This window comes from Demequina litoralis, from assembly GCF_030418455.1.
Lineage (GTDB): Bacteria > Actinomycetota > Actinomycetes > Actinomycetales > Demequinaceae > Demequina > Demequina litoralis.
Map to the genome: position 1 here is coordinate 279,134 of NZ_JAUHPW010000002.1, position 24,739 is coordinate 303,872.

Annotated in this window: 22 protein-coding genes; 15 read left to right on the plus strand and 7 right to left on the minus strand. The window is 71.3% G+C overall.

Annotated elements, in window-relative coordinates; translation table 11 throughout:
* Window positions 1–88: 88 nt before the first annotated feature.
* From pta to QQX09_RS03945, 6 genes are all read left to right on the plus strand, one after another.
* A complete protein-coding gene (gene pta, locus QQX09_RS03920) occupies window positions 89–2,167 on the plus strand; it encodes a phosphate acetyltransferase (RefSeq protein ID WP_301131449.1) in 2,079 nt (692 codons plus the stop codon).
* Window positions 2,164–3,300, plus strand: a complete 1,137-nt coding sequence (locus QQX09_RS03925) for an acetate/propionate family kinase (RefSeq protein WP_301131450.1) — start codon at window positions 2,164–2,166, stop codon at window positions 3,298–3,300. The genes pta and QQX09_RS03925 overlap by 4 nt, the downstream gene beginning before the upstream one ends.
* 258 nt (window positions 3,301–3,558) lie before the next feature.
* Window positions 3,559–6,018 carry a phosphoketolase family protein gene (locus tag QQX09_RS03930; RefSeq protein WP_436969038.1) on the plus strand — a complete coding sequence of 820 codons (2,460 nt, stop codon included), beginning with the start codon at window positions 3,559–3,561 and terminating at the stop codon, window positions 6,016–6,018.
* 229 nt (window positions 6,019–6,247) lie between these two features.
* Window positions 6,248–8,062 (plus strand): hypothetical protein, encoded by a 1,815-nt coding sequence (locus QQX09_RS03935; RefSeq protein WP_301131452.1) that lies wholly within the window; start codon window positions 6,248–6,250, stop codon window positions 8,060–8,062.
* A gap of 146 nt (window positions 8,063–8,208) precedes the next feature.
* Complete coding sequence (locus tag QQX09_RS03940; RefSeq protein WP_301131453.1) at window positions 8,209–9,168, plus strand: zinc-binding dehydrogenase; 960 nt, start codon at window positions 8,209–8,211, stop codon at window positions 9,166–9,168.
* Window positions 9,169–9,271: 103 nt separating this feature from the next.
* On the plus strand, window positions 9,272–9,562 hold the full coding sequence (locus QQX09_RS03945; protein ID WP_301131454.1) for a hypothetical protein: 291 nt from the start codon (window positions 9,272–9,274) through the stop codon (window positions 9,560–9,562).
* Window positions 9,563–9,585: 23 nt separating this feature from the next.
* Here the strand turns inward: QQX09_RS03945 and QQX09_RS03950 are convergent, their stop codons facing one another.
* Together QQX09_RS03950 and QQX09_RS03955 are read right to left on the minus strand one after the other, a co-directional pair.
* Complete coding sequence (locus QQX09_RS03950) at window positions 9,586–9,972, minus strand: DUF3054 domain-containing protein (protein WP_301131455.1); 387 nt, start codon at window positions 9,970–9,972, stop codon at window positions 9,586–9,588.
* Complete coding sequence (locus QQX09_RS03955; protein WP_301131456.1) at window positions 9,969–10,661, minus strand: glutamine amidotransferase; 693 nt, start codon at window positions 10,659–10,661, stop codon at window positions 9,969–9,971. The genes QQX09_RS03950 and QQX09_RS03955 overlap by 4 nt, the downstream gene beginning before the upstream one ends.
* A gap of 58 nt (window positions 10,662–10,719) precedes the next feature.
* On the opposite strand from QQX09_RS03955, the gene QQX09_RS03960 reads away from it, so the two are divergent.
* From QQX09_RS03960 to QQX09_RS03975, 4 genes are all read left to right on the plus strand, one after another.
* Window positions 10,720–11,139, plus strand: coding sequence for a nitroreductase/quinone reductase family protein (locus tag QQX09_RS03960; RefSeq protein WP_301131457.1), 420 nt, complete (start codon window positions 10,720–10,722; stop codon window positions 11,137–11,139).
* A gap of 92 nt (window positions 11,140–11,231) precedes the next feature.
* Complete coding sequence (locus QQX09_RS03965) at window positions 11,232–13,007, plus strand: ABC-F family ATP-binding cassette domain-containing protein (protein WP_436969045.1); 1,776 nt, start codon at window positions 11,232–11,234, stop codon at window positions 13,005–13,007.
* Window positions 13,008–13,152: 145 nt separating this feature from the next.
* Window positions 13,153–14,223 (plus strand): malate dehydrogenase, encoded by a 1,071-nt coding sequence (locus QQX09_RS03970; RefSeq protein ID WP_301131459.1) that lies wholly within the window; start codon window positions 13,153–13,155, stop codon window positions 14,221–14,223.
* Window positions 14,220–14,675, plus strand: a complete 456-nt coding sequence (locus QQX09_RS03975) for a hypothetical protein (protein WP_301131461.1) — start codon at window positions 14,220–14,222, stop codon at window positions 14,673–14,675. The genes QQX09_RS03970 and QQX09_RS03975 overlap by 4 nt, the downstream gene beginning before the upstream one ends.
* 35 nt (window positions 14,676–14,710) lie before the next feature.
* Here QQX09_RS03975 and QQX09_RS03980 read toward each other — a convergent pair whose 3' ends face one another.
* A complete protein-coding gene (locus QQX09_RS03980) occupies window positions 14,711–15,811 on the minus strand; it encodes an alcohol dehydrogenase catalytic domain-containing protein (RefSeq protein WP_301131463.1) in 1,101 nt (366 codons plus the stop codon).
* A gap of 262 nt (window positions 15,812–16,073) precedes the next feature.
* Between QQX09_RS03980 and QQX09_RS03985 the strand changes: the two genes are divergently transcribed.
* Complete coding sequence (locus tag QQX09_RS03985) at window positions 16,074–16,481, plus strand: hypothetical protein (RefSeq protein ID WP_301131465.1); 408 nt, start codon at window positions 16,074–16,076, stop codon at window positions 16,479–16,481.
* A gap of 61 nt (window positions 16,482–16,542) precedes the next feature.
* On the opposite strand, the gene QQX09_RS03990 is transcribed toward QQX09_RS03985, so the two are convergent.
* Window positions 16,543–17,667, minus strand: a complete 1,125-nt coding sequence (locus tag QQX09_RS03990) for a GuaB3 family IMP dehydrogenase-related protein (protein ID WP_301131467.1) — start codon at window positions 17,665–17,667, stop codon at window positions 16,543–16,545.
* 121 nt (window positions 17,668–17,788) lie between these two features.
* Here QQX09_RS03990 and QQX09_RS03995 point away from each other — a divergent pair, with 121 nt between their 5' ends.
* From QQX09_RS03995 to QQX09_RS04005, 3 genes are all read left to right on the plus strand, one after another.
* Window positions 17,789–18,556: an exonuclease domain-containing protein gene (locus QQX09_RS03995; protein WP_301131468.1), complete on the plus strand. Its 768-nt coding sequence runs from the start codon at window positions 17,789–17,791 to the stop codon at window positions 18,554–18,556.
* Between the two features lie 145 nt (window positions 18,557–18,701).
* Entirely contained in the window at window positions 18,702–19,979 is a 1,278-nt protein-coding gene (locus tag QQX09_RS04000; protein WP_301131470.1) for a Glu/Leu/Phe/Val family dehydrogenase, read from the plus strand.
* A 220-nt stretch (window positions 19,980–20,199) separates the two neighbouring features.
* Window positions 20,200–21,426 (plus strand): ATP-binding protein, encoded by a 1,227-nt coding sequence (locus tag QQX09_RS04005; protein WP_301131471.1) that lies wholly within the window; start codon window positions 20,200–20,202, stop codon window positions 21,424–21,426.
* A gap of 3 nt (window positions 21,427–21,429) precedes the next feature.
* Here QQX09_RS04005 and QQX09_RS04010 read toward each other — a convergent pair whose 3' ends face one another.
* Complete coding sequence (locus QQX09_RS04010; RefSeq protein WP_301131472.1) at window positions 21,430–22,179, minus strand: TSUP family transporter; 750 nt, start codon at window positions 22,177–22,179, stop codon at window positions 21,430–21,432.
* Window positions 22,180–22,197: 18 nt separating this feature from the next.
* On the minus strand, window positions 22,198–23,709 hold the full coding sequence (gene guaB / locus QQX09_RS04015) for an IMP dehydrogenase (RefSeq protein ID WP_301131473.1): 1,512 nt from the start codon (window positions 23,707–23,709) through the stop codon (window positions 22,198–22,200).
* A gap of 211 nt (window positions 23,710–23,920) precedes the next feature.
* Between guaB and QQX09_RS04020 the strand changes: the two genes are divergently transcribed.
* Window positions 23,921–24,211 (plus strand): WhiB family transcriptional regulator, encoded by a 291-nt coding sequence (locus tag QQX09_RS04020; RefSeq protein ID WP_062298375.1) that lies wholly within the window; start codon window positions 23,921–23,923, stop codon window positions 24,209–24,211.
* Window positions 24,212–24,354: 143 nt separating this feature from the next.
* Here QQX09_RS04020 and groES read toward each other — a convergent pair whose 3' ends face one another.
* Window positions 24,355–24,648, minus strand: coding sequence for a co-chaperone GroES (gene groES / locus QQX09_RS04025; RefSeq protein ID WP_301131474.1), 294 nt, complete (start codon window positions 24,646–24,648; stop codon window positions 24,355–24,357).
* Window positions 24,649–24,739 lie beyond the last annotated feature (91 nt).

Consider the following 24,739-nt stretch of genomic DNA (forward strand, 5'->3'; position numbering starts at 1 on the left):
GCACGACGTGACGATGATCGCACCGTCGCATACCCCCGGTGGGACCTTCGACCATGTAGGTCCTACGAGTTCGTGAAACCATAGGCGCGTGGCACGAAGCATCTACATCGCATCGGCCGAAGGCGACACAGGCAAGTCAACCATCGCGCTCGGCATCACCAACCTCCTCGCGAAGCAGGTAGGACGGGTCGGGATCTTCCGTCCCGTCGCCCGCGTCGCCGACGGATCCGACTACGTCCTCCAGCTCCTCCTCGGGCACGAGAGCATCGACCTGTCCTACGAGGAGGCCATCGGCGTCACCTACGAGGACGTCCATGCCGACCCCGAGAAGGCGCTGTCGACCATCGTGTCGCGCTACCACGAGGTCGAGCGCCGCTGCGACGCGGTCGTCATCGTCGGCACCGACTACACGGACGTCTCCGCCGCCGCCGAGCTCGAGTTCAACGGCCGCATCGCCGCGAACCTCGGCGCGCCGGTCGTGCTCGTCGTCCGCGGCCACGAGCGCACCCCCGCCGAGGTCCACCAGGTGGTCGAGCAGGCGCGCACCGAGCTCGTGGGCTCGCACGCCACCATCGCCGGCATCTTCATCAACCGCGCGGAGCCCGCGGACCTCGACGCGATCCGCTCGCTCCTTCCCGAGGACCTCCGCCTGGGCGTCCTCCCCGAGGACCCGCTGCTCATCGCCCCGTCGATGAACCAGCTCGTCGAGGCCGTCGAGGGCACCCTCGTGACCGGCGACCCGACGCTGCTGTCGCGCGAGACCCGCGGCATCACCGTGGGCGCGATGACCACGTCGAACCTCCTCGACCGCCTCGAGGACGGCTCCGTCATCATCGTCCCCGGCGACCGCTCCGACACCGTGCTGGCGCTGCTCGCCGCGCACGGCGCCGAGGGCTTCCCGTCGCTGTCCGGCGTCATCCTCACCGGCGGCCTCGAGCCGCGCTCGGCGGTCCGCCGCCTGCTCGAGGGCCTCAGCTCCCCGCTGCCGGTGGTGCGCACCGACCTCGACACGTTCGAGACGGCGCGCCGCTGCTCCACCACGCGCGGCCGCCTGTCGCGCGAGAGCCAGCTCAAGGTCGACACCGCGCTGGCGATGTTCGACCAGCACGTCGACGTCGACCGTCTCCAGTCGGTGCTCGACCTCGCGGGCACCGAGGTGATCACGCCGCTCATGTTCGAGTACGGGCTGCTCGATCGCGCCCGCTCGCGCAAGCAGCGCATCGTCCTGCCCGAGGGCAGCGACGACCGCATCCTGCGCGCCGCGTCGTCCCTGCTCACGCGCGACGTCGTGGAGCTCATCATCCTCGGCTCGGGCCAGTCGATCCGCGCCCGCGCCGCGGAGCTCGGGCTCGACCTCGACGGCGCGACGATCATCGACCCGACGGACCCCGAGTACGTCGAGCGCTTCGCGCACGACTACTACGAGATGCGCAAGCACAAGGGCGCGACCCTCGAGGCCGCCCGCGACCGCGTCCAGGACGTCAGCTACTTCGGCACGATGATGGTCCAGCTGGGGCTCGCGGACGGCATGGTGTCGGGCGCCGCCCACACCACGGCCCACACGATCCTGCCGTCGTTCCAGATCATCAAGACGGTGCCGGGCGTGTCCGTGGTGTCGTCCGTGTTCTTCATGTGCCTCGCCGACCGCGTGCTCGTGTACGGCGACTGCGCGGTCAACCCGGACCCCACCGCCGAGCAGCTCGCGGACATCGCGATCTCGTCCGCCGACACCGCCGCGCAGTTCGGCGTCGAGCCGAAGGTCGCGATGCTGTCCTACTCGACCGGCGAGTCCGGCACGGGCTCGGACGTCGACAAGGTCCGCGAGGCCACCGCGATCGTCAAGGAGCGCCGCCCCGACCTGCTGGTCGACGGCCCCATGCAGTACGACGCCGCGGTCGAGCCGTCGGTGGCGCGCTCGAAGGCCCCGGGCTCCCCGGTGGCCGGCCAGGCGACGGTGCTGGTCTTCCCCGACCTCAACACCGGCAACAACACCTACAAGGCCGTGCAGCGCTCCGCGGGAGCGGTCGCCGTCGGCCCCGTCCTGCAGGGCCTGCGCAAGCCGGTCAACGACCTGTCGCGCGGCGCGCTCGTGCAGGACATCGTCAACACGGTCGCGATCACCGCGATCCAGGCCCAGAACCTCGACTCCTCGGAAGGCAACGCGTGAGCGTCAACTACACGGGCATCGCCCTCGTCCTCAACTGCGGCTCCAGCTCGATCAAGTACCAGGTGGTCGACACCACCCTCGACGCGCCGCTCGCGTCGGGCCTGGTCGAGCGCGTGACCGACCACAACGAGGGCGTCCGCGCCGTCATCGAGTCCCTGTCCCAGCCCGACTCGGGCGTGGACCTGTCGCAGCTCACCGTCGTCGGCCACCGCGTGGTCCAGGGCGGCTCCGAGTTCTCCGCGCCGACCATCATCGACGACGAGGTGCAGGACGGCATCGCGAAGCTCTCGGTCCTCGCGCCGCTGCACAACCCCGGCCACGTCGCCGGCATCGCGGCCGCCCGTGCGGCGTTCCCGAGCATCCCCCACGTCGCCGTCTTCGACACCGCGTTCCACCAGACGCTGTCCGAGGCCGCGTACTCCTACGCGATCGACCAGCGTCTCGCGCACGAGCACGGCATCCGCCGCTACGGCTTCCACGGCACCTCGCACGGCTACGTGTCGCGCGAGTGCGCGGAGCTCATGGGCCGCGACATCAAGGACCTGCGCATCATCACGCTGCACCTGGGCAACGGCGCGTCCGCGGACGCCATCAAGGGCGGCCACGCGATCGACACGTCGATGGGCCTCACCCCGCTCGACGGCCTCGTGATGGGCTCGCGCACCGGCGCGATCGACCCGGCCGTCGTGTTCCACCTCCACCGCGCGGCGGGCATGGACATCGACGAGATCGACGACCTGTTCAACAAGCGCTCGGGCATGCTCGGCCTCACCGGCTACTCGGACATGCGCGACGTCCACACCGCGATCGAGCAGGGCAGCCACGAGGCCAAGGTCGCGCTCGACATCTACACGCGGCGCATCAAGGGCTACGTGGGCCAGTACATGGCGCAGCTCGGCGGCCTCGACGCGATCGTCTTCACCGCCGGCGTCGGCGAGAACGACGACATCGTGCGCCTCGACTCGCTGCGCGGCCTCGAGGAGCTCGGCATCGAGATCTCGGAGGAGCGCAACGCGGGCCGCAAGAAGCAGCCGACGCTCGTCTCCACCGACGAGTCGAAGGTCCAGATCTGGGTCATCCCGACCAACGAGGAGCGCGAGATCGCGCTCCAGTCGATCGCCGCGGTGTCCTAGCCGCCGCATCGTCCGCTCGCGAGGGCCGGTCTCCGTCGGAGGCCGGCCCTCGCCGCGTCCGCCCCGCGGCCCCCTCCACGCAGCCGAGGCGCTCCCCCACCACGGTCCGGGCGTGTCGTCGGCGGGTCGCCGCCGGCGCCCTCGAGATCCGTATCCCGCGCGCACCGGCGTGTGGAGAGATCCACGGCAATCGGGACCTTCGCCGCGCCATGTGAACGTTCACCATGGAATGCTGGCCAGGTACCCGAGATGGAGGCAATGATGGCACCGACGCCCTGGTCCCCCCGCACTGCGGATTCCGTCACCGATGCCGAGGTCGAGGCCATCGACCTCTGGTGGCGGACTGCCAACTACATGTCCGTTGGCCAGATCTACCTGCTCGACAACCCGCTCCTGCGCGAGCCGCTCCACCGCGACCACGTGAAGAAGCGCCTCGTGGGCCACTGGGGCACGACGCCGGGCCTCAACTTCATCTACACGCACCTCAACCGCATGATCACGTCGCGCCGACAGCCGACGATGTACATCATCGGTCCCGGCCACGGCGGCCCCGGCCTGGTCGCGGCGAGCTACCTCGAGGGCACCTACAACGAGACCTACCCCGAGATCTCCCAGGACGAGCGCGGCCTCCAGCGCCTCTTCAAGCAGTTCTCGTTCCCCGGCGGCATCCCGTCGCACGTCGCGCCGGAGACGCCGGGCTCGATCCACGAGGGCGGCGAGCTCGGGTACGCGCTGAGCCACGCGTACGGCGCGGCCTTCGACAACCCGGACCTGCTGGTCGCGGCGGTCGTCGGCGACGGCGAGGCCGAGACGGGCCCGCTCGCCACCAGCTGGCACTCGAACAAGTTCATCAACCCCGCCACCGACGGCGTGGTCCTCCCGATCCTGCACCTCAACGGCTACAAGATCGCGAACCCGACCGTCCTCGCGCGCATCGGCGACGAGGAGCTCGAGGCCCTCATGGTGGGCTACGGCCACAAGCCGCACTTCTTCACCGCCGGCTTCGACGACGAGTCGCCCGCCGACTTCCACCGCCGCTACGCGGAGCTCATGGACGAGGTCATGGACGAGATCGCGGCGATCAAGGCCGAGGCGAAGGTCAACCCGCAGATGGACCGTCCGCGCTGGCCCATGATCGTGCTGCGCACCCCCAAGGGCTGGACCTGCCCGCCGTCGATCGACGGCAAGCGCACCGAGGGCTCGTGGCGCGCGCACCAGGTGCCGCTGTCGAACGCCCGCGACACCGACGACCACCTCCACACGCTCGAGTCGTGGCTGCAGTCGTACGGCCCGGACGACCTCTTCGACGCCGACGGCGTGGTCAAGCCGGAGGTGCTCGCGACCGTCCCGGAGGGCGAGCTGCGCATGTCGGCCCGCCCGGAGGCCAACGGCGGCCTGCTGATGAAGGACCTCGTCATGCCGGACTACCGCGACTTCGCGGTGGACGTGCCCGCGCCCGGCGCGGAGATCGGCGAGGCGACCCGCACCTTGGGCTCCTTCCTCAAGGAGGTCATGCGCAACAACCCCGACAACTTCCGCGTCTTCGCTCCCGACGAGCTCGCGTCGAACCGCATCCAGGCGGTCCTCGACGTCACGCAGAAGGTGTGGAACGCGGAGATCGACCCCGACGACGGCCCCATGGGCCACGACGGCCGCGTGGTGGAGATGCTCTCGGAGCACCAGTGCCAGGGCTGGCTCGAGGCCTACAACCTCACCGGCCGCCACGGCCTGTTCACCAGCTACGAGGCCTTCATCCACATCGTCGACTCGATGTTCAACCAGCACGCCAAGTGGCTGAAGGTCGCGCACGAGCTGCCGTGGCGCCGCCCCATCCCGTCGCTCAACTACCTGCTGTCGAGCCACGTGTGGCGCCAGGACCACAACGGCTTCTCGCACCAGGACCCGGGCTTCATCGACCACGTGGTGAACAAGAAGGCCGAGGTGGTGCGCGTGTACCTCCCGGCCGACGCCAACACCCTGCTCGCCACGTACGACCACTGCCTGCGCAGCCGCGACCGCGTCAACGTGGTCGTCGCCGGCAAGCAGCCGCAGGCCCAGTGGCTCACCATCGAGGAGGCGGAGAACCACTTCGCCCGCGGCGCCGGCATCTGGGACTTCGCGTCCAACGTGCCGCTCGGCGAGGAGCCCGACGTGGTGATGTGCGGCATCGGCGACGTGCCGACGATGGAGGTGCTCGCGGCGATCGACATCATCCGCCAGGAGCTGCCCGACCTCAAGGTCCGCATGGTGAACGTGGTCGACCTCATGCGTCTCCAGCCGGAGAAGGAGCACCCGCACGGCATGTCGGACCGCGAGTTCGACCAGCTGTTCACGTCGGACAAGCCGATCATCATGAACTACCACGGCTACCCGTGGCTCATCCACCGCCTCACGTACCGCCGCAACGGCCACGCGAACCTGCACGTGCGCGGCTTCAAGGAGGAGGGCACCACCACCTCGCCGTTCGACATGGCGATGGTCAACGACATCGACCGCTACCACCTGGTCATGGACGTCATCGACCGCGTGCCTTCGCTCGGCGGCCGTGCCGCGTCCCTGCGCCAGAAGCTGCAGGACAAGCGCTTCGAGGCGCAGCGCTACGCCTACGAGACCGGCGCGGACCTCCCCGAGGTCGCCGAGTGGGTGTGGTCGGGCGCCGGCACCGAGGTGCAGGCCAAGCTCTCGGGCGCGCTCGCGACCGACGGCGACAACGAGTAGGGACTCCTCTCCCTCTCCTTCCGGGGGACGATGCGCGGGGCCACCCCCGCGCATCGTCCCCCTTCCTCATCCCCCGACGTCCGCCCGGGAACGCGCCCCCACCAGGGACGACGCACCTCCCGGCCAGGTCGTCGCGACGCGCCGATGCGGTTCTCACGGTTTCGGCGTCCGGTGTCGCAGCGAGGCGCTACTCTCGCGCTACCACTACTCGACCTGGGGGGTCACTTCTGTGAGAACAAGCCTCGGTGCGCGCGCGCTGGCAGTCGCCGCCACCTCCGCACTGACCATCGGCAGCCTGGCCACGGCTGCATCCGCGGCGGACGACGCCACCCTGACGCTCAGCGAGGCCGGCGTCCTCACGCTTCCCGCCGGGGACGGCGTGCGCGACGAGACCACCGTGACGGTCACGTCCGACATCGCGACGACGCTCACCGTGTACGTCGACGAGACCGGCGCCGGCCCGCGAGTCCTCACGTACGACCCGATCGAGATCGTCGACCCGGCCGTGCCGGCGACCATCACGGTGCCGGTGGACGAGTTCGCCGCGGGCCACTACGAGATCTTCGTCGCGCCGGCCGCCGGCAACCCCGCGATCGCGCTCCTCACCGTCGGCTCCGGCGAGCCGACGGACGTCTCCGTGAGCCTGTCGGCCTCGACCATCTTCACCTGGTCCGGCGCATCGCCGCGCAACACGACCGCGACCGTCGGCGCGACCGACGAGACCGGCCTCGCGGTCCCGTTCACGGGCGCCCTCACGTCGACCGTCGGCGGGGTGACCTCCACCGCACCGATCGCCTCGACCACCGGCGCCGCCGCGACCAAGAAGGTCTACGCAGCGAACCTCGGCGCGGGCACGGGCAGCGTGACGGCCACGGTCAGCGGCCCGGCCGACGTCGCCTCCTCCGCAACCGCACCGCTGACCGTCGCGAGGACCGCGGTCACGAGCCTGTCGTTGGCGAGGAGCCTCGCCGCCGTCTACCCGCTCAAGGACGACTACCGCGACAAGGTCGCGTTCACGGTCACCCCCGCGACCACCAGGGACACCGCGTTCGCGGCGACGGGTTCCGTCAAGGTCGTCAGGGACGGCAAGACCGTGAAGTCGTGGACCCTCAGGACGTCCAAGAAGCGCACCCTGACGTGGGACGGCCGCGTCGGCGGCAAGGTCGTGCCCGGCACCTACACGGTCACGGCCTCCCTCAAGGGGCCGGAGGGACGCAAGCGGACCGCGTCGACCACGGTCAAGGTCGCGGCCTCGGCCGTCAAGCGCGTCATCGTCAAGAAGACCGTCGGGACGGTCTACCCCGCGAAGGACTCGTACCGCGACACCGTCGCCTTCACCGTCACCCCGCGCACCACGACGGGGACCACGCTGCCCGCGCAGGGCACCGTCAAGGTCGTCAAGGACGGCAAGACCGTGAAGTCGTGGACCCTCACGACGTCCAAGAAGCGCACCCTGACGTGGGACGGCCGCGTCGGCGGCGCCATCGTCCCCGGCACCTACACCGTCGCGGTCGCGCTCAAGGGCCCCGAGGGCAGCACCAAGAAGACCTCGACCACCGTCAACGTCAGCAAGAAGAAGCTCGTCACCGCGACCAAGAGGCTCACCTACAGGGCCTCGACCATCATGGACAGCTACATCACGCTCGACGAGTACGAGATCGGCGCGTGCTACGAGCACTACTTCACCGACGGCGACGTGGTGTGCGACGCCTACGACGCGTACTACGGCGACTCGATCGCGCTGTACGACTTCGGCACGATGCCGGTGCCCAGCGAGGTCGTCTCCGCCCAGCAGTTCGGCGGCGCGAGCGTCAAGCTCACCACCGCGTGGTCCTGGGTCAGCGGCGACGTCCTGTGGGGCTACGACAAGGTCGAGGGCGGCGGCGCCCAGCTCGGCTGGGCGTACGAGGGCCGGCAGACGCTGGGAGCGCTCAAGCTGCCGTCCGGCACCCGCACGGTCCACGTGACGTTCGCGCTCGGCGAGTACGCGACGTCCGCGGCGGACACCATCACGGCGACCTACACCTACAAGAAGCTCGCGTAGCGGCACGTCTCCATCCGCATCGAGGGGTCGATGCGCCGGGTCCGCCCGGCGCATCGGCCCCTTCGCCGTGCATGCCCCCTGCCACGGACGATGCGCGGGTGACCTCCGTCCCGGCGCGCGCCCGCGCATCGTCCTAGGTTGGGAGCATGATCGCCGCGTACGCCGCCCGCCTGTCCCCCGACGACCCCGTCAGCGCGCTCGAGGTGGGCGACCGGCCCGAGCCTGAGCCGCGCGAGCACTGGAGCACCGTCGCGGTGCGCGCCGCGAGCATCAACCACCACGACGTGTGGTCGCTCAAGGGGGTGGGCCTGACCGAGGCCCAGCTGCCGATGATCCTGGGCTGCGACGCGGCCGGGATCGCCCCGGACGGCACCGAGGTGGTGGTGCACGGCGTCGTCGGCGCGGACGGCCACGGCGTGGGACCGCGCGAGCCGCGCAGCATCCTGTCGGAGCGGTACCCCGGGACGCTCGCGGAGCGCGTCGCCGTGCCGACGGCGAACCTCGTGCCCAAACCCCCCGAGCTGTCGTTCGAGGAGGCGTCCTGCCTGCCCACCGCGTGGCTCACCGCGTACCGGATGCTGTTCCACGGCGCCGACCTCAAGCCCGGGCAGTCGGTGCTGGTCCAGGGCGCCGGCGGCGGCGTCGCGAGCGCCGCGATCGCGCTGGGAGCCGCCGCCGGGCTCGAGGTCCACACCACCTCGCGGTCCGAGGCCAAGCGCGAGGCGGCCCTCGCCCTGGGCGCGGTCGGGGCGGTGGAGCCCGGGACGCGCCTCCCCACGCGCGTGGACGCCGTGATCGAGACGGTCGGGCGCGCCACCTGGAAGCACTCGATCGCGAGCGTGCGCAACGGCGGCACGATCGCGATCGCGGGGCACACCACGGGAGACCCCGAGCCGGCGCTGCTCACCCGGGTCTTCTTCCACGAGCTCCGCATCCAGGGGGTCACGATGGGCACCCGCGAGGACCTCGCCGCGATCATGTCGTTCCTGGTCCGCACGGGGCTGCGGCCGACGATCGACTCCACCTTCGCGCTCGCCGATGCGCGCGACGCGATCGCGCGGGTCGCGTCCGGCGACCAGTTCGGGAAGGTCGTGGTGACGGTCTGACCCGACACCTCCCGGGCCTCCGCCGGCTCCGGTGGCGGGACCCGCACCCCGGTCCTACCGTGGCATGTGGGCGGTCCGGCGCCCACCACCCAGGGAGGCCCTCATGACCGAGCACGCGATCCACTCCGACCACACCCACGTCCACGACGCGGACTGCGGGCACGCCGCGGTCGAGCACGAGGGCCACACCGACTACGTGCACGACGGCCACGTGCACCACATGCATGGCGACCACGTCGACGAGCACCAGGGCGTCCATGCGGTCGCCGAGGCGCACGCGCACCACCACGAGGCCGACTGCGGCCACGAGACCCTCCAGCACGGCGACCACGTCGACTACGGGCACGACGGGCACCACCACGCCGAGCACGGCGACCACTACGACGAGCACTAGCCACGGCCCGCCTGCGGCTGGTCTCAGCCCTTGAGTCCGCGCCGCCTCGCGATCCACCCCGATGCCACGCGCCAGCCGACGAGGAGGACCGCGAGCACCGTGCCCGCGACGATGACGAACGAGACCTGCACGCCCTGGCCGTAGACCGCGCGCAGCGCCATGCCCCCGACGAGCGTCGAGGCCCACACGATCACGCCGGTGCGTCTCCAGTCGCACGGCCGGCGCCACGCCCGCGCGATCACCCACCCCAGCGCCGCACCCGTGAGGAACGGGGACGCCGTGGTCGCGAGCCCCGCGCCGCCGGGGCCGAGGATCCCCTCGTCGTGGCTCGCCCGCCCGATGGCGGAGAACACCACGATCGCGCCCGAGTCGATCGCCGCGGCCCCGATCGCCGCCTGCCTGAGGTTCATGCCTCGCTCCTCTCGAGCCCGCGCAGCCACTCCCGCACCAGCAGGATGCCGGCCACCGCCGCATCGTCCCCCGCCTCGCGGGACCGCGCGCGCATCGCCTCCACGTCGATGCCCAGGGCGCGCAGCTCGCCGGTGTGCCCGATGAGCCAGCGCTCGATGCGCTCCGCGTCGACCTCGGGGTGGAACTGGAGCGCGAGGGCGCTGCCGACCGCGAACGCCTGGCACGGGGTCGCGCGGGTGCTCGCCAGCACCGTGGCGCCGGCGGGCGGCACGATGCGGTCGCCGTGCCAGTGGAGCACGGGTGCGCCGCCGAGGTGGCGCAGCGGGGTGGACGATGCGGCGGGGGCGAGGTCCACGCCGCCCCACCCGACCTCCGGCTCGCCGGGCTCGACCCGGCCGCCCAGCGCGTGCGCGAGCAGCTGCGCGCCGAGGCAGACGGCGAGGGTCGGCAGGGTCGCGGCGACGCGCGCCGCCAGCAGCGCCGCCTCCTCGGCGAGCACCGGGTAGTCCGCGAGGTCGTCCACGCCCACCGGGCCGCCGAGCACGATGCCGACGTCCGCGGTCGCGAAGGGCGCGAGGTCGTCGACGCCCGCGTCGAGGTAGGCCACCTCGTAGCCGTGGGCGGCGATCTCCGCCTCCCAGACCCCGAGGTCCTCGAAGGCGACGTGGCGGATCGCGACGCATCTCATGGCGCGACCCTAGCCGCGCGGGCTGCGAGGCGCGGCACCTCCACGCACAATGGACGCCATGACCTCCGCGATGGACCTGCACGGAGCCGCCCACGTGGCGCGCTACCTCGAGACCGACGGCGCCGACGGGCACGACTGGCGCCGCGGCACCAGCGTCCTGCTGCTCACCACGACCGGGCGGCGGACGGGTACCGAGCGCGCCAGCGCCCTCATCTACCGCGAGTGGGGCGACGCGTACCTCGTGGTCGCCTCGAACGGCGGCGCCGCCGCGCCGCCGGCCTGGTTCGTCAACCTCACCGCGGACCCGGAGGTCACGGTGCAGGTGAGGGCCGACCGGTTCCGCGCCCGCGCACGCGTCGCGACGGCGGAGGAGAAGCCCGCGATGTGGGCGGCGATGGTCGAGGCGTGGCCCGACTACGACTCCTACCAGGCGAGGACCGACCGCGAGATCCCCGTCGTGGTGCTCGAGCGCGCCTGACGCACCGCGCGCCCGCACGGCGCGACTACCCTTGATGGGTGGCTCACCTGCTTGGCGCCGAGGCGCTTCACCTGGACTTCGGCACCGGACCGGTGCTCGGCTCGATCTCGATCGGGCTCGACGACGGCGACCGCATCGGCATGGTCGGCGCGAACGGTGCGGGCAAGTCGACGCTTCTCAAGGTCCTCGCCGGCCGCATCGAGCCGGACGACGGTCGCGTCACCGTCGCCCGCGGCACCCGGATCGCGGTCCTCGACCAGTCCGACCACGTCGACGAATCGCTCACCGTGGCCCAGGCGATCGTCGGCGACCGCGACGAGCACGAGTGGGCCGCGGACCCGCGCGTCCGCGACATCATGTCCGGCCTGGTGCCCGACATCGCGGCCGACACCGTCGTGGGCGACCTCTCCGGCGGCCAGCAGCGCCGCGTCGCCCTGGCCCACGTCCTCGTGGGCGACCACGACGCGATCTTCCTCGACGAGCCCACCAACCACCTCGACGTCGAGGGCGTCACGTGGCTCGCCGACCATCTCAAGCGGCGCTGGCCCGCCAACCGCGGCGCCCTCCTGGTCGTCACCCACGACCGCTGGTTCCTCGACGAGGTCTCGACCCGCACGTGGGAGGTGCACGACGGCGAGGTCGACATGTACGAGGGCGGCTACGCCGCGTACGTGCTCCAGCGCGTCGAGCGCGACCGCATCGCCGCGGTCACCGAGCAGCGCCGCCAGAACCTCATGCGCAAGGAGCTCGCCTGGCTGCGCCGCGGCGCGCCGGCCCGCACCTCCAAGCCGAAGTTCCGCATCGACGCCGCCAACGCGCTCATCGCGGACGTCCCGCCCATCCGCGACACCGTCAAGCTGCACCGCATGGCCGCCGCGCGACTGGGCAAGGACGTCGTCGAGCTCGTCCGCGTCGGCGTGAGCTACGGCGACAAGCAGGTCCTCCGCGGCCTCGACTTCAACCTCGGCCCCGGCGATCGCATCGGCCTCCTGGGCGAGAACGGCGCCGGCAAGTCCACCTTGCTGCGGCTCATCACCGGCGAGCAGGAGCCCACCGCCGGCCGCGTGAAGACCGGCCTCACGGTGCGCGTCGCGCAGCTGAGCCAGCAGCTCGCCGAGCTCGAGGACCTGGCCGACGAGCGGGTGTCCGCCGTGGCCAAGCGCTTCTCCTCGATCCAGCTGTCCGACGGCCAGGAGATGACCCCGGGCCAGCTGCTCGAGCGCATGGGCTTCACGTCCGCGCAGCTGAAGACGCCGGTGGGACGTCTCTCCGGAGGCCAGCGCCGCCGCCTCCAGCTGCTCGTGGTGCTGCTGAGCGAGCCCAACGTGCTGGTCCTCGACGAGCCCACGAACGACCTCGACACCGACATGCTCGCGGCGCTCGAGGACCTGCTCGACTCGTGGCCCGGCACGCTCGTGGTGGTGAGCCACGACCGCTACCTCATGGAGCGCATCACCGACCAGCAGTACGCGGTCATGGACGGCGGCCTGCGCCACCTGCCCGGCGGCGTCGACGAGTACGTCGAGCTGTCCCGCGAGCGCCGCGCCGGCACGTCCGGCATCGGCACGTTCGGGCAGGGGGAGGATGCGGCGGCCGCCCCGTCCTCCCCCGCCACCCCCGCATCGTCCGCCGCGGCACCGGCCCTGTCGGGCGCGGAGCGGCGCGCGGTCGAGAAGGAGCTCAAGGCCGTCGAGCGCCGCATGGCGAAGATCCAGGAGCTCACCGAGGGCACCCACAACGAGATGGCCATGCACGACCAGTCGGACTTCGCCGGCCTCACCAAGCGGATGAAGGCGCTGCAGGAGCTCGCGGACGAGAACGCCGAGCTCGAGGAGCGCTGGCTGGAGCTGTCCGAGCAGCTCGGCTGAGCCCTCTCCCACCGCACCCCGCCACCCCGCCACCCCGCCACCGCACCCTCGATACCGCTGGCGGTACGGATGCGGCCGGTCGACCGCTCCCCGATACCGCTGAGCGTGCATCCGCCCGAAACATCCCCCGCGTACGCTCGACGGCATGGATGTGGCGATCGTCGGAGCGACGGGGGATGTCGGCAGGGCGATCTGCGGGCAGCTGATCGAGCGGGGCGAGCTGGGGCCCACGTCGCGCCTGCAGCTCGTGGGCCGACCCGGCGGCTCGTCGGGCGACGCGGTGCATGGGCTGCGCGTCGACCTCATCGACGCGCACGACGAGCACGCGCCCCACATCGACGTCGCCACCCGCCCCGAGGACGTGGTCGCGGACGTCATCGTGATGACCGCGGGGCGCACGCTGCCCACCGGCACCGGCCGGCCCATCGACCGCGACCGGCTCGCGGAGGACAACCGCCTGGTCTTCGAGCAGTACGCGGACGCGATCGCCGCGCACGGCAGCGGCCACGAGGTCGTCATCGTGGTCTCCAACCCGGTCGAGCTCGCGGTCGAGGTGTTCGCCCGCCGCCTGGGCCGCCACCGCGTCATCGGGATGGGCGCGTGGCTCGATACCCTGCGCTTCCGCCGCGAGATCGCGAACACCCTGGGCATCCGCCGCCACCGCGTCGGCGGCTTCGTCGCCGGCCAGCACGGCGACCGCATGGTGCCGCTGTGGTCGACGGTGCGCCTGCGGGGGCTCGACCCCGACGAGCGCTTCGAGATCGTCGAGCGGCTGCGCGGGGAGCGCACCCTCGCGTCCTTCGTCTCCGAGGTGCGCGCCGCGAAGCAGCGCATCTCCGAGGCGCCCGGCATCGCCGCCGCCTTCTCCGCCGTCGACTCCTACCCGCCGGACATCCAGGCCGTCATCCGCCCCTACCTCACCCATCAGAGCGGCGCCAAGACCGCCCACGGCACCGCGAACGCGACCGTCGACCTCGTGCGGACCGTGCTCGACGGCCGTGACATCGTGGTCGCCGGACAGGTGCTGCTCGACGGCGAGATCGAGCTGGGCGGTATCCCCTGGCGAGGCGTGCTCGGGGTGCCGGTCGCGGTGGGACCGGACGGGTGGTCCCGGGTGATGCTGGACGAGCTCGCGCCCGACGAGACGCGCGCCCTGTGGGAGGTCGCGCAATCGATCAACGAGTCGCTCGTGGCCTGGGGCGGGGGCGCGCGATGAGCACCATCAACCAGCGGTGGTTCGCCTTCGTCCAGGTCGAGGACCGCAGCGGCGCATCCGCCGCACTCACCGGCGTCTTCTCCGAGCGCGGCGTGAGCTTCGGCTCGCTCTCCACGCTCGACGTCCACGCCGGAGTCGGCACCATGTCCGTGGAGTTCGCGGCCTCCGAGCGCCTCGCCCACGTCCTCGTGCGCACCCTCGAGCGGCTCGCGGTGGTGCGGGAGGTGACGCTCATCCGTGCGGACGATGCGCGCGTCCGGGCCGTCGCGGTGCTCACCGGCGTGCCGGGCGACTTCGCCGTCGAGGACGGCGTGACCGTGCACCGTCACGGCGACGCCGCGGGCGCGGTCACGATGATCGCGGGGCCGCTGCCCGCGGTGGGCGCGGCCGTCGCCGCCCTGCGCGGGCGCGACGCCGTCGTCGAGGCGCTCACCGTCCTGCCGCCGCGCTGACGGCGGCGCCCCGCTCGGCGCCGCCGTCCCGGACGTCAGACCGTCGCCGGCACCTCCTCGGCCGCCGCCCCGGCATCGGCCGGCGCGATCTCGCCGTGCGGCACGATGACCGCCCGCCCGAGCATCGTCCCGGTCTCGAGGCGTGCGTAGGCGTCGAGCGCATCGTCCAGCGCATAGGGGGTGACGTCGACCTCGAGCCGGCCGTCGCGGTAGAGCGCGGCGAGCTCGTGCAGCTCCTCGAGCGTGCCCATGTAGGTGCCGGTGAGCTCCGCCTCGAAGGGCGTCGTGTAGAAGCCCCAGTCCGTGCGACCACCCGCGAGCCCCACGACGGTGATGCGGCCGCGGACGGCGACCACGGCCTGCGCGAGCGCGATCGTCTCGGCGCTGCCGACCAGGTCGAAGACCGCGTCGACGCCACGCCCTCCGGTGGCCTCGCGGATGCGCGCCGCCTGGTCCTCGCCCTGCTCGACGATGACGGCGCCGCGGCCTGCGGCGAGCGCGGTCGCCTCCTCCTTGAGATCGGTGGCGTAGACGGTGGCCGCGGTCATGGACCCGAGGATCTGGACCGCGAGCTGGCCCACCCCGCCCAGCCCGATCACCAGGGCGGTCCGCCCGCCCGCAGAGAGCTGGGGCAAGGCGAGCTTGACGGCGTGGTACGCGGTGAGGCCCGCGTCCACCAGCGGCGCGGCCGCGATCGGGTCCGCGTCGCCGAGCGGGACCAGGTTGCGGACGGGCACCGTCATGTACTCCGCCATGCCGCCGTCCAGGCCGAGGCCGCTGCCCAGCGAGGTCATCGTCGCGACGTTGTCGCACAGCGTGTCCTCGCCGCGGGCGCAGGCCGCGCAGTGGCCGCAGCCCCGCGCGGCGTAGACCATGTAGGCGGCGCCCTTCTCCAGGCCGGTCACGCCCGGCCCGGTCTCCTCGATCCAGCCGGTCACCTCGTGGCCGAGGATGTACGACGGCCGCAGTTGGGGCATCGCGATGTCCTGGTCGAAGATCGCGTACAGCGCGACGTCGGAGTGGCAGGCCCCGGAGCCGGCGACCTTGAGCAGCACCTCGCCCGGCCCGGGCACGGGCCGCTCGACGTCGACGAGGGCGGGGCGCGTCTTCCACGCGTCGAATCGCACAGCCTTCATGTGGGGACTCCTGACCGGCGCCCGCTCCTGGGACCACGCGGGTCGGGCGCCATTGCTCGCCGCGTGCACTCCTGAGCATGGCACAGGAACACCGAGAATGTGAAGCCGCGTTAACTTAGGAGCCTGCGACCGACGCACGACCGGATGAATGCGCGCTCCGCGAAACAGCGCCCAACAACTCGTAACGGAGTTCTCCTCAACTTGTCTCTGTCCCGGCCGATGGGAACGTCGGCGCGACCGCGCCCAGAATTAGGGAGCATCAATGACTACAACGACAGGACCGCGCGCGAGCGCGTCCACCATCGACGAGGCAGCCGCTACAGCAATCGGCTTGGAGCCGATCCACCGGAAGAGCTTCGTCGACATCGTGCGCGATCCGAGTGCAGTTGATCTTGCGGCACTCGCCGCTGTCACGGGCCCGTCTGCGGATGCTCGAGTCCTCTTGTCCCTTGTGAAAGCCGAAGCCGCTCGGACGCCGTTTGCCGCAACCGCAATGACCTTCCTTGTCTTTGTGCTGACGCAACTTGTGGACAGCGCGGGAGTCCCTGACATGTTCGTGCTCGTGGTGCGCTCAGTAGCAGCGGTAGCGGTGGGCGCGCTACTCGTACGCTTCTTCCACAACCAGCACGCCGCACACCGCTGGCAGACGCTGCTTGAACCGCTGGCCTGATCCCAGGCAGACGCGAAGGCGCCCGGGCGGATGATCCGCCCGGGCGCCTCGCAGGATGCCTCTAGCCGGCCTGGTAGGGGCTCACCACGATGTCGACGCGCTGGAACTCCTTGAGGTCCGAGTAGCCGGTGGTCGCCATCGACCGCCGCAGCGCCCCCATGAGGTTCGAGGTGCCGTCGGCGTGCGTGCCGGGCCCGAAGAGGATCTCGTCGAGCGTGCCGGTGGTGCCCACGTGGACGCGCTCGCCGCGCGGCAGCTCGGGGTGGTGCGCCTCGGGGCCCCAGTGGAAGCCGGCGCCCGGCGCCTCGTCGGCGCGCGCGAGCGCGGCGCCGAGCATGATCGCGTCCGCGCCGCACGCGATCGCCTTGACGATGTCGCCCGAGCGGCCGAGGCCGCCGTCCGCGATGACGTGCACGTAGCGGCCGCCCGACTCGTCGAGGTAGTCGCGACGCGCGGCCGCGACGTCGGAGACCGCGGTCGCCATGGGGGCGTGGATGCCGAGCGTGGTGCGCGTGGTCTGCGCCGCGCCGCCGCCGAAGCCGACGAGCACGCCCGCCGCGCCCGTGCGCATGAGGTGCAGGGCGGCCTGGTAGGTCGATGCGCCGCCGACGATGACGGGCACGTCGAGGTCGTAGATGAACTTCTTGAGGTTGAGCGGCTCGGCGCCGTCCGAGACGTGCTCGGCCGACACGGTGGTGCCGCGGATGACGAAGAGGTCCACGCCCGCCTTGAGCACGGTCTCGTAGTGCTCCTGCGTGCGCTGCGGGCTCAGCGCGCCGGCGACCACCACGCCCGCCGCACGGATCTCCTGGAGGCGCGCCGTGATGAGCTCGTCCTTGATGGGCTCGCGGTAGATCTCCTGCATGCGCGAGGTCGCGGCCTCCGTGCCGAGCGTCGCGATCTCCTCGAGCACCGCGGTGGGGTCCTCGTAGCGGGTCCACAGGCCCTCGAGGTCGAGCACGCCGAGGCCGCCCGCGTTGCCGAGCGCGATCGCTGTCGCGGGGCTCATCACGGAGTCCATCGGCGCGCCGATCACAGGGATCTCGAACTGGAAGGCGTCGATCTGCCAGCCGAGGCTCACCACCTTGGGGTCGCGCGTGCGTCGCGACGGCACCACCGCGATGTCGTCGAAGGAGTAGGCACGGCGACCGCGCTTGCCGCGGCCGATCTCGATCTCGTTGCTCACGGGCTCCACCCTATCGTCCGGGTGGGACGGCACGGCGGGACGATGCGCGGGCCCCGCGGTCCCGCCGACGCCTGGGGACAACGTCGCACGGAAGGTCGGAGGGGCGTGCCAGGCTAGGACCATGAGCTGGCTCGACGAGACCATGGTGGGCTTCGACACCGAGACGACGGGCGTGTCCACCGCCCACGACCGCATCGTCACCGCGGCGGTCATCACGCGTCGCGGCGACGAGGTCGCGACGCGCACGTGGCTGATCGACCCCGGCGTCGACATCCCCGCGTCCGCGAGCGCCGTCCACGGCATCTCCACGGAGAAGGCGCGGGCCGAGGGCGTCCAACCGCCCGAGGCTCTCGAGGAGATCGCGACCGCGCTCGCCGAGGCGCTCGACGCCGGCTTCCCGGTGGTCGCCTTCAACGCGCAGTTCGACCTCACGCTGCTCGAGCACGAGCTCGCCCGGCACGGCCTGCCGTCGCTCGCCTCGCGGCTCGACCGCGAGGAGGTCCGCCCGGTCGTGGACCCGCTCGTGCTCGACCGCAAGCTCGACCAGTACCGCAAGGGCAAGCGCAAGCTCATCGATCTGTGCACCCTCTACGCCGTCAAGGTCGTCGCGGACGACCTCCACGCCGCGGACGCCGACGTGCTCGCCACGCTCGAGCTGGTCCACGCGCTCGCCGCCGCGCACCCCGCGATGCGCGACACCCCGCTCGACTCGCTGCACGACCTTCAGGCGGCCGCGCATCACGACTGGGCCGTGCGCTTCGGCGCGTGGCTCAAGTCCAAGGGCACCACCGACGACCTCCCGGATCCGATCTGGCCGGTCGGGGCACCCGCGCTCGCCGCCGCCTCGACCGGCACCGCGGACGAGGGGGAGGCCGGCACGCTCTTCTGAGCCGCATCGTCCCGCGCGTACCGCACGGGACGCCCGCCCGACGCTGTACGCGTGGGCCAACCGCGCATCGTCGCCTGGCCCACGTGGCGAACTGAGCACCCTCCGCACGGGGTTACTGTCGTGGAACACACCTCTGGAGGTCACAATGACGTGGTCCACCACCACGACGGCCACCCCTACCGGGGCCGGCCCTCTCACGGACGCGCTCGCACAGCTCGAGTCCGCACTGGCACACCTGGGCTTCAACGGCGGGACCCGCCAGATGCTCTCCACCCCGCGACGCGAGCTCATGGTGAGCGTCCCGCTCCGCCGTGACGACGGCTCGATCGCGGTCTACTCGGGCTACCGGGTGCAGCACAACTTCTCGCGCGGACCGGCCAAGGGCGGCCTGCGCTTCGCCGCCAACGTCGACCTCGACGAGGTCCGCGCGCTCGCCATGTGGATGACCTGGAAGTGCGCGCTCGTCGACGTGCCGTACGGCGGCGCCAAGGGCGGCATCGCGATCGACCCGCGCGAGCACTCGGTCGCCGAGCTCGAGCGCGTGACGCGGCGCTACACGTCGGAGATCCTGCCGATCATCGGGCCGACGAAGGACATCCCCGCGCCGGACATCGGCACCGACGAGCGGACGATGGCCTGGATGATGGACACCTACTCCGCCGCCATGGGGCACACCGTCCCGGGCGTCGTCACGGGCAAGCCTGTGAGCCTCGGCGGCTCGCTCGGCCGCGCCGCCGCGACGTCGCGCGGCGTCGCCCACATCGCGCTCATGGCGATGGCCTCGCACGGGCTCGACCCGGCGCACACCACCGCCTCGGTGCAGGGCTTCGGCAAGGTCGGCCGCGACGCGGCGCGCTTCCTCGCGGCGGCGGGGGTCAAGGTGCTCGCGGTGTCCGACATCGACGGCGCCATCTACGACGAGCGGGGGCTCGACATCGGCCGCCTCGCGGAGCACGTCGACGCGACGGGCTCGGTCGCGGGCTTCGAGGGCACCGAGTCGATCGACCCGGGCTCCATCCTCACGCTCGACGTCGACGTCGTGGTGCCGGCCGCGGTCGAGGGCGTGCTCACCGGCGACAACGCCGCCAAGGTGCAGGCGAAGATCATCGTCGAGGGCGCCAACGGCCCCACCACCCGCGAGGCCGACGCGATCCTCGCCGACAAGAACGTCCTCGTGGTGCCGGACATCCTCGCGAACGCGGGCGGCGTGGTGGTCTCCTACTTCGAGTGGGTGCAGGCGAACCAGGCGTACCAGTGGTCGGAGCGGGACGTGAACGACCGGCTCGAGGAGCGCATGACCCGCGCGTGGCACGACGTGGTCGACTACGCCGGCGCCCACGGCCTGTCCTACCGCGAGGCCGCCACCGCCCTGGCGGTCCAGCGCGTCACGGAGGCCCACCGCCTGCGAGGCCTCTACCCCTGATCGGCGTGGCGCCGCAACACCGTCGCCGCGCCACGCGACCGGCGTACCAGGCCTGCCTCGACCGCATCGTGCCTGGTCACGAAGCTCGAGCACGCCTCGGTACGCCGGTTGCGTCGGGCACAGGCAATGGCGATGCAGCTCCGAACCACAGACTGTTACAGGAATTAGATGATCTTATTCGTTCTAGATAAAACCACCTAAGATCACTAACATCGCTGCCATGGATGCACTATCGAACCCCTACACGCCCAATGCGGGGGCTGAACCCCAGGCAGTCGTGGGACGCGATGATCAGCTGGGCTCGTTCGACCTCCTGCTCGCGCGGATCGAGCGAGGGCGAGCGGAGCAGTCGATGATCATCACCGGCCTCCGCGGTGTCGGCAAGACAGTGCTCCTTGGGCAGTTCCGCAGCAAGGCGCTGGGGCGACGTTGGGTAGTGATCGAACTCGAGGTGTCGAAGAACGACGACCTGCAGTTCCGCCGCGATCTCGGCGCCAAGTTGCGGACCGCGCTGTACGAGCTCTCCCCCAAGGCACGGTGGACAGACCGCTTCAAGCATGCTGCCGCAGTGCTCAAGTCATTCTCCGTCAGTGTCGATCCCGATGGGACTTGGAGCGCTGGCCTCGACGTCGAGGCGGCCGAAGGGTTCGCAGACCACCACAACCTGGCAATGGACCTGACAGACGTCCTCGTCGCACTCGGCGAGGCGGCATCAGAGCAGGGACGCGGAGTCGTGCTGCTCTTCGACGAGGTCCAGTTCCTGAGCAAGATCCAACTCGAGGCGGTGATCGCAGCCCTTCACAAGATGGTCCAGCGCAAGCTCCCCATCACGATGGTCGCCGCAGGTCTGCCACAGATCGCAGAGCTAGCCGGCGACGCGAAGTCCTACGCCGAGCGCCTGTTCAAGTTCCCATCGATCGGCAATCTCAGCGCAGCGGACGCGAAGGCGGCCCTCCAGCGCCCGGCGGAGGAGGAAGACGCTTCGTACGAACCGGCCGCCCTGGACGAGGCTGTCGCGATTACCGGTGGATACCCCTACTTCCTCCAAGAGCTGGGGTACGCGGTCTGGACCGTCGCCGACGACCCGACGATCACGCGCGAAGACCTGCTCGCAGCACTCCCCGCCTACGAGTCAAAGCTCGACGAGTCCTTCTTCCGCGTGCGGCTCGACCGCGCCACGGAACTGCAACGCGCCTACCTGCGCGCGATGGCCGAGCTCGGCCCCGAACCTCAGAAGGCCTCTGACGTCGCCGATGCGATGGGGCGCACATCGACGAACCTCGGACCTACGCGGGCGGAGCTGATCAACATGGGGCTGCTCTACACGCCAGAGCATGGCTTCGCCGCGTTCACGGTGCCGCATTTCGACAAGTTCCTGAAGCGCGCGATTCCGACGCTGGTGGTGCCGCCGCTGAAGACCCGCAAGCGTGGCCAGGCCTCGGCGTAGCGATCACCCCAGCAGGTACCTCACCAGCATCGCGACGCTCACCACGACGATGAGCACCCGCAGCACCACGGGGTTCACCTTGAACAGCACGTGGGACGCGACGTAGGCCCCCACCAGCTGGCCGCCGATCATCGCGCCGCCCACCGCCCAGGCCATCTGCCCGGCGAAGGCGAACACCAGCAGCGACGCGATGTTGGTGGCGAAGTTGAGGGTCTTCGCGACGGCCGTCGACCGCACCAGCGGGTACGCGCGCAGCGTCACGCCCGACAGCGCGAACAGCGACCCGGTGCCGGGGCCGAAGGCGCCGTCGTAGGCGCCGATCGCGGGCACCACCGTCGCCTCGTACGGCGCCGCGGACATGCGCTCGTGGTCCGGCGGGCGGTGCGCCTTCGGCACGAAGGCGAAGTAGGCGGCGATGATCGCGAGGACCACGGGGATGACGACCCGCAGCGGCTCGGGGTCGGCGAACTGGATCGCGATCGACCCGGCGGCGGACCCGAGGAACGCCCACAGCATCGGCCACCGCGCATCGTCCCATCGGACGCGACGGCGCCGGATCACCTGCCACGTGGCCATCCCGGTCCCGAAGGACCCCTGCAGCTTGTTGGTGCCGAGCGCCTGCAGCGGCGGCACGCCGGCGAGCAGCAGCGCGGGCAGCGTCAGCAGTCCCCCGCCGCCCGCGAGGGTGTCGAGGAAGCCCGCGACCAGCGCGACGACCGCGAGGATCGCCAGCGTCTGCCAGGCGAGATCCACGCGCGGGCCGGGCCGCGCCTAGTTGCGACCGGCGTAGTTCGGCGCCTCGACCGTGATCTGCACGTCGTGCGGGTGCGACTCCTTGAGCCCGGCCGGGGTGATGCGCACGAACTTGCCCTTCGCCTGCAGCTCGGGGATGGTGCGGGCGCCCACGTAGAACATCGACTGGCCGAGGCCGCCGACGAGCTGGCGGACCACCGACGACAGCGGGCCCTTGTACGGCACGCGGCCCTCGATGCCCTCGGGGATGAGGTCGTCGTCGCTCGGGGCGTCGGCCTGGAAGTAGCGGTCCTTCGAGTACGAGACGCGGCCGCGCGACGCCATCGCGCCCATCGAGCCCATGCCGCGGTAGCTCTTGAACTGCTTGCCGTTGACGAGGACCAGGTCTCCCGGGGTCTCGGCGCAGCCCGCGAACAGCGAGCCGAGCATGACGGACGATGCGCCGGCCACCATGGCCTTGGCGATGTCGCCCGAGTACTGGAGGCCGCCGTCGGCGATGACGGGCACGCCCGCGGGGTGCGCCGCCTTCCACGCCTCGTGCACGGCGGTCACCTGCGGCACGCCCACGCCGGCAACGACGCGGGTGGTGCAGATCGAGCCCGGGCCGACGCCCACCTTGACGGCGTCGACGCCCGCGTCCACGAGCGCCTGCGCACCCTCGCGGGTGGCGACGTTGCCGCCGATCACCTGCACGTGGCGGGTCGCGGGATCGGACTTGAGCCGCTGGATCATCTCGATCATCTTGCGCGCGTGGCCGTGCGCGGTGTCGACGACGAGCGCGTCCACGTCGGCCTCGACGAGCGCCGATGCGCGCTCCCACGCGTCGCCGTAGAAGCCGACGGCGGCGGCCACGCGGAGGCGGCCCTCCTCGTCCTTCGAGGCGAGCGGGTACTTCTCGGTCTTGACGAAGTCCTTGACGGTGATGAGGCCCGTGAGGCGGCCGTCGGCGTCGACGAGCGGCAGCTTCTCGACACGGTGCTTCGCGAGCAGCTCGGCGGCCTCGGCGTTGGACACGCCCTCACGCGCCGTGATGAGCGGCATCGGCGTCATCTGGTCCTTGACCAGGCGCGTCGCGAACTCCGAGGTGTTGACGAAGCGCAGGTCACGGTTGGTGATGATGCCCACGAGGCGGTTGTCGCCGTCGACCACGGGCAGGCCCGAGACGCGGTACTTCGCGCACAGCGCGTCGAGCTCGGCGAGCGTCGCGTCGGGGCCCACGGTCACGGGGTCGGTGATCATGCCGGACTCGGAGCGCTTGACGATCTCGACCTGGTGCGCCTGGTCCTCGATCGAGAGGTTGCGGTGGAGCACGCCGATGCCGCCGAGGCGGGCGAGCGCGATCGCGAGGCGCGCCTCGGTGACGGTGTCCATGGCCGCGGACAGCAGCGGCACGGCCACCGAGATGCCCTTGGTCAGCCGCGTCGTGGTGTCGACCTCGGACGGGATGACGTCGGACTCGCCCGGGAGCAGGAGCACGTCGTCGTAGGTGAGTCCGGTGAAGCCGAAGGGATCGTGATCGAGCGATGCCATTGGCACATTCTAGGCTCTCGAACCTGGGGGAGAAACCAGGCAAATCGGGCCTTCCCAAGGCTGTCTCACAGTGTTATGAATGGCAGTGAGGGAGCGGCGAACGGAGGGCCACAAGCCCGATGGGAGCGTTTGACCAGCGGAGATGTTCGGCTTGGGTGGCAATGGGGCCATCCTGGGGGCAGGCCGGCGAACGAACCCATGAGGGGGCGTGATGGAGGCCGTGGCGAAACTGCCCGCACCGACTCAGGACCAGTGGGAGTGGCAATACGAAGGCGCGTGCCGGGCAGCCGACCCGGACCTGTTCTTCCACCCGGAGGGCGAGCGCGGTGCTGCGCGACGTCGCCGGGCGGAGGCGGCGAAGGAGTTCTGCTCCGGCTGCCCCGTGCTCGACACGTGCCGCGAGCGCTCGCTTCAGGCGCGCGAGCCGTTCGGCGTGTGGGGCGGGCTCAGCGAGGACGAGCGTCACGCGATCCTCGCCGGCCGCCTCAAGAAGGCGAGCTAGCCGGCGCAGGTGACCGCGCATCGTCCGCCGGGACGATGCGCGATGTCGGCACCCGTACGAGGGGCGGACGCCCCGGAGCCCGCGCGCAGACGCGGACGGGCCCCGGGGCGTTCGCCCCGGGGCCCGTCGAAGCTCGCGGCTGCTTAGCCGACGATGGCGAGCAGGTCGCGCGCCGAGAGGATGAGGTACTCCTCACCGGCGTACTTGACCTCGGTGCCGCCGTACTTGCTGTAGATGACCTTGTCGCCGACGGTGACGTCGAGCGGGACACGGTTGCCGTTGTCGTCGATGCGACCCGGACCGACCGCCACGACCTCGCCCTCCTGGGGCTTCTCCTTGGCGGTGTCAGGGATCACGAGGCCGGACGCCGTCGTGGTCTCGGCCGCGGCGGCCTTGACGACGACCTTGTCCTCCAGGGGCTTGATGGAGACCGACACTGCGGACCTCACCTTCCGTTCTCGAAGTTCGGGATGCGGATCTGCGGGACCGCCGTCGCGGGGGTCGGTCCCAGTGATCCTTGCTCTTGCG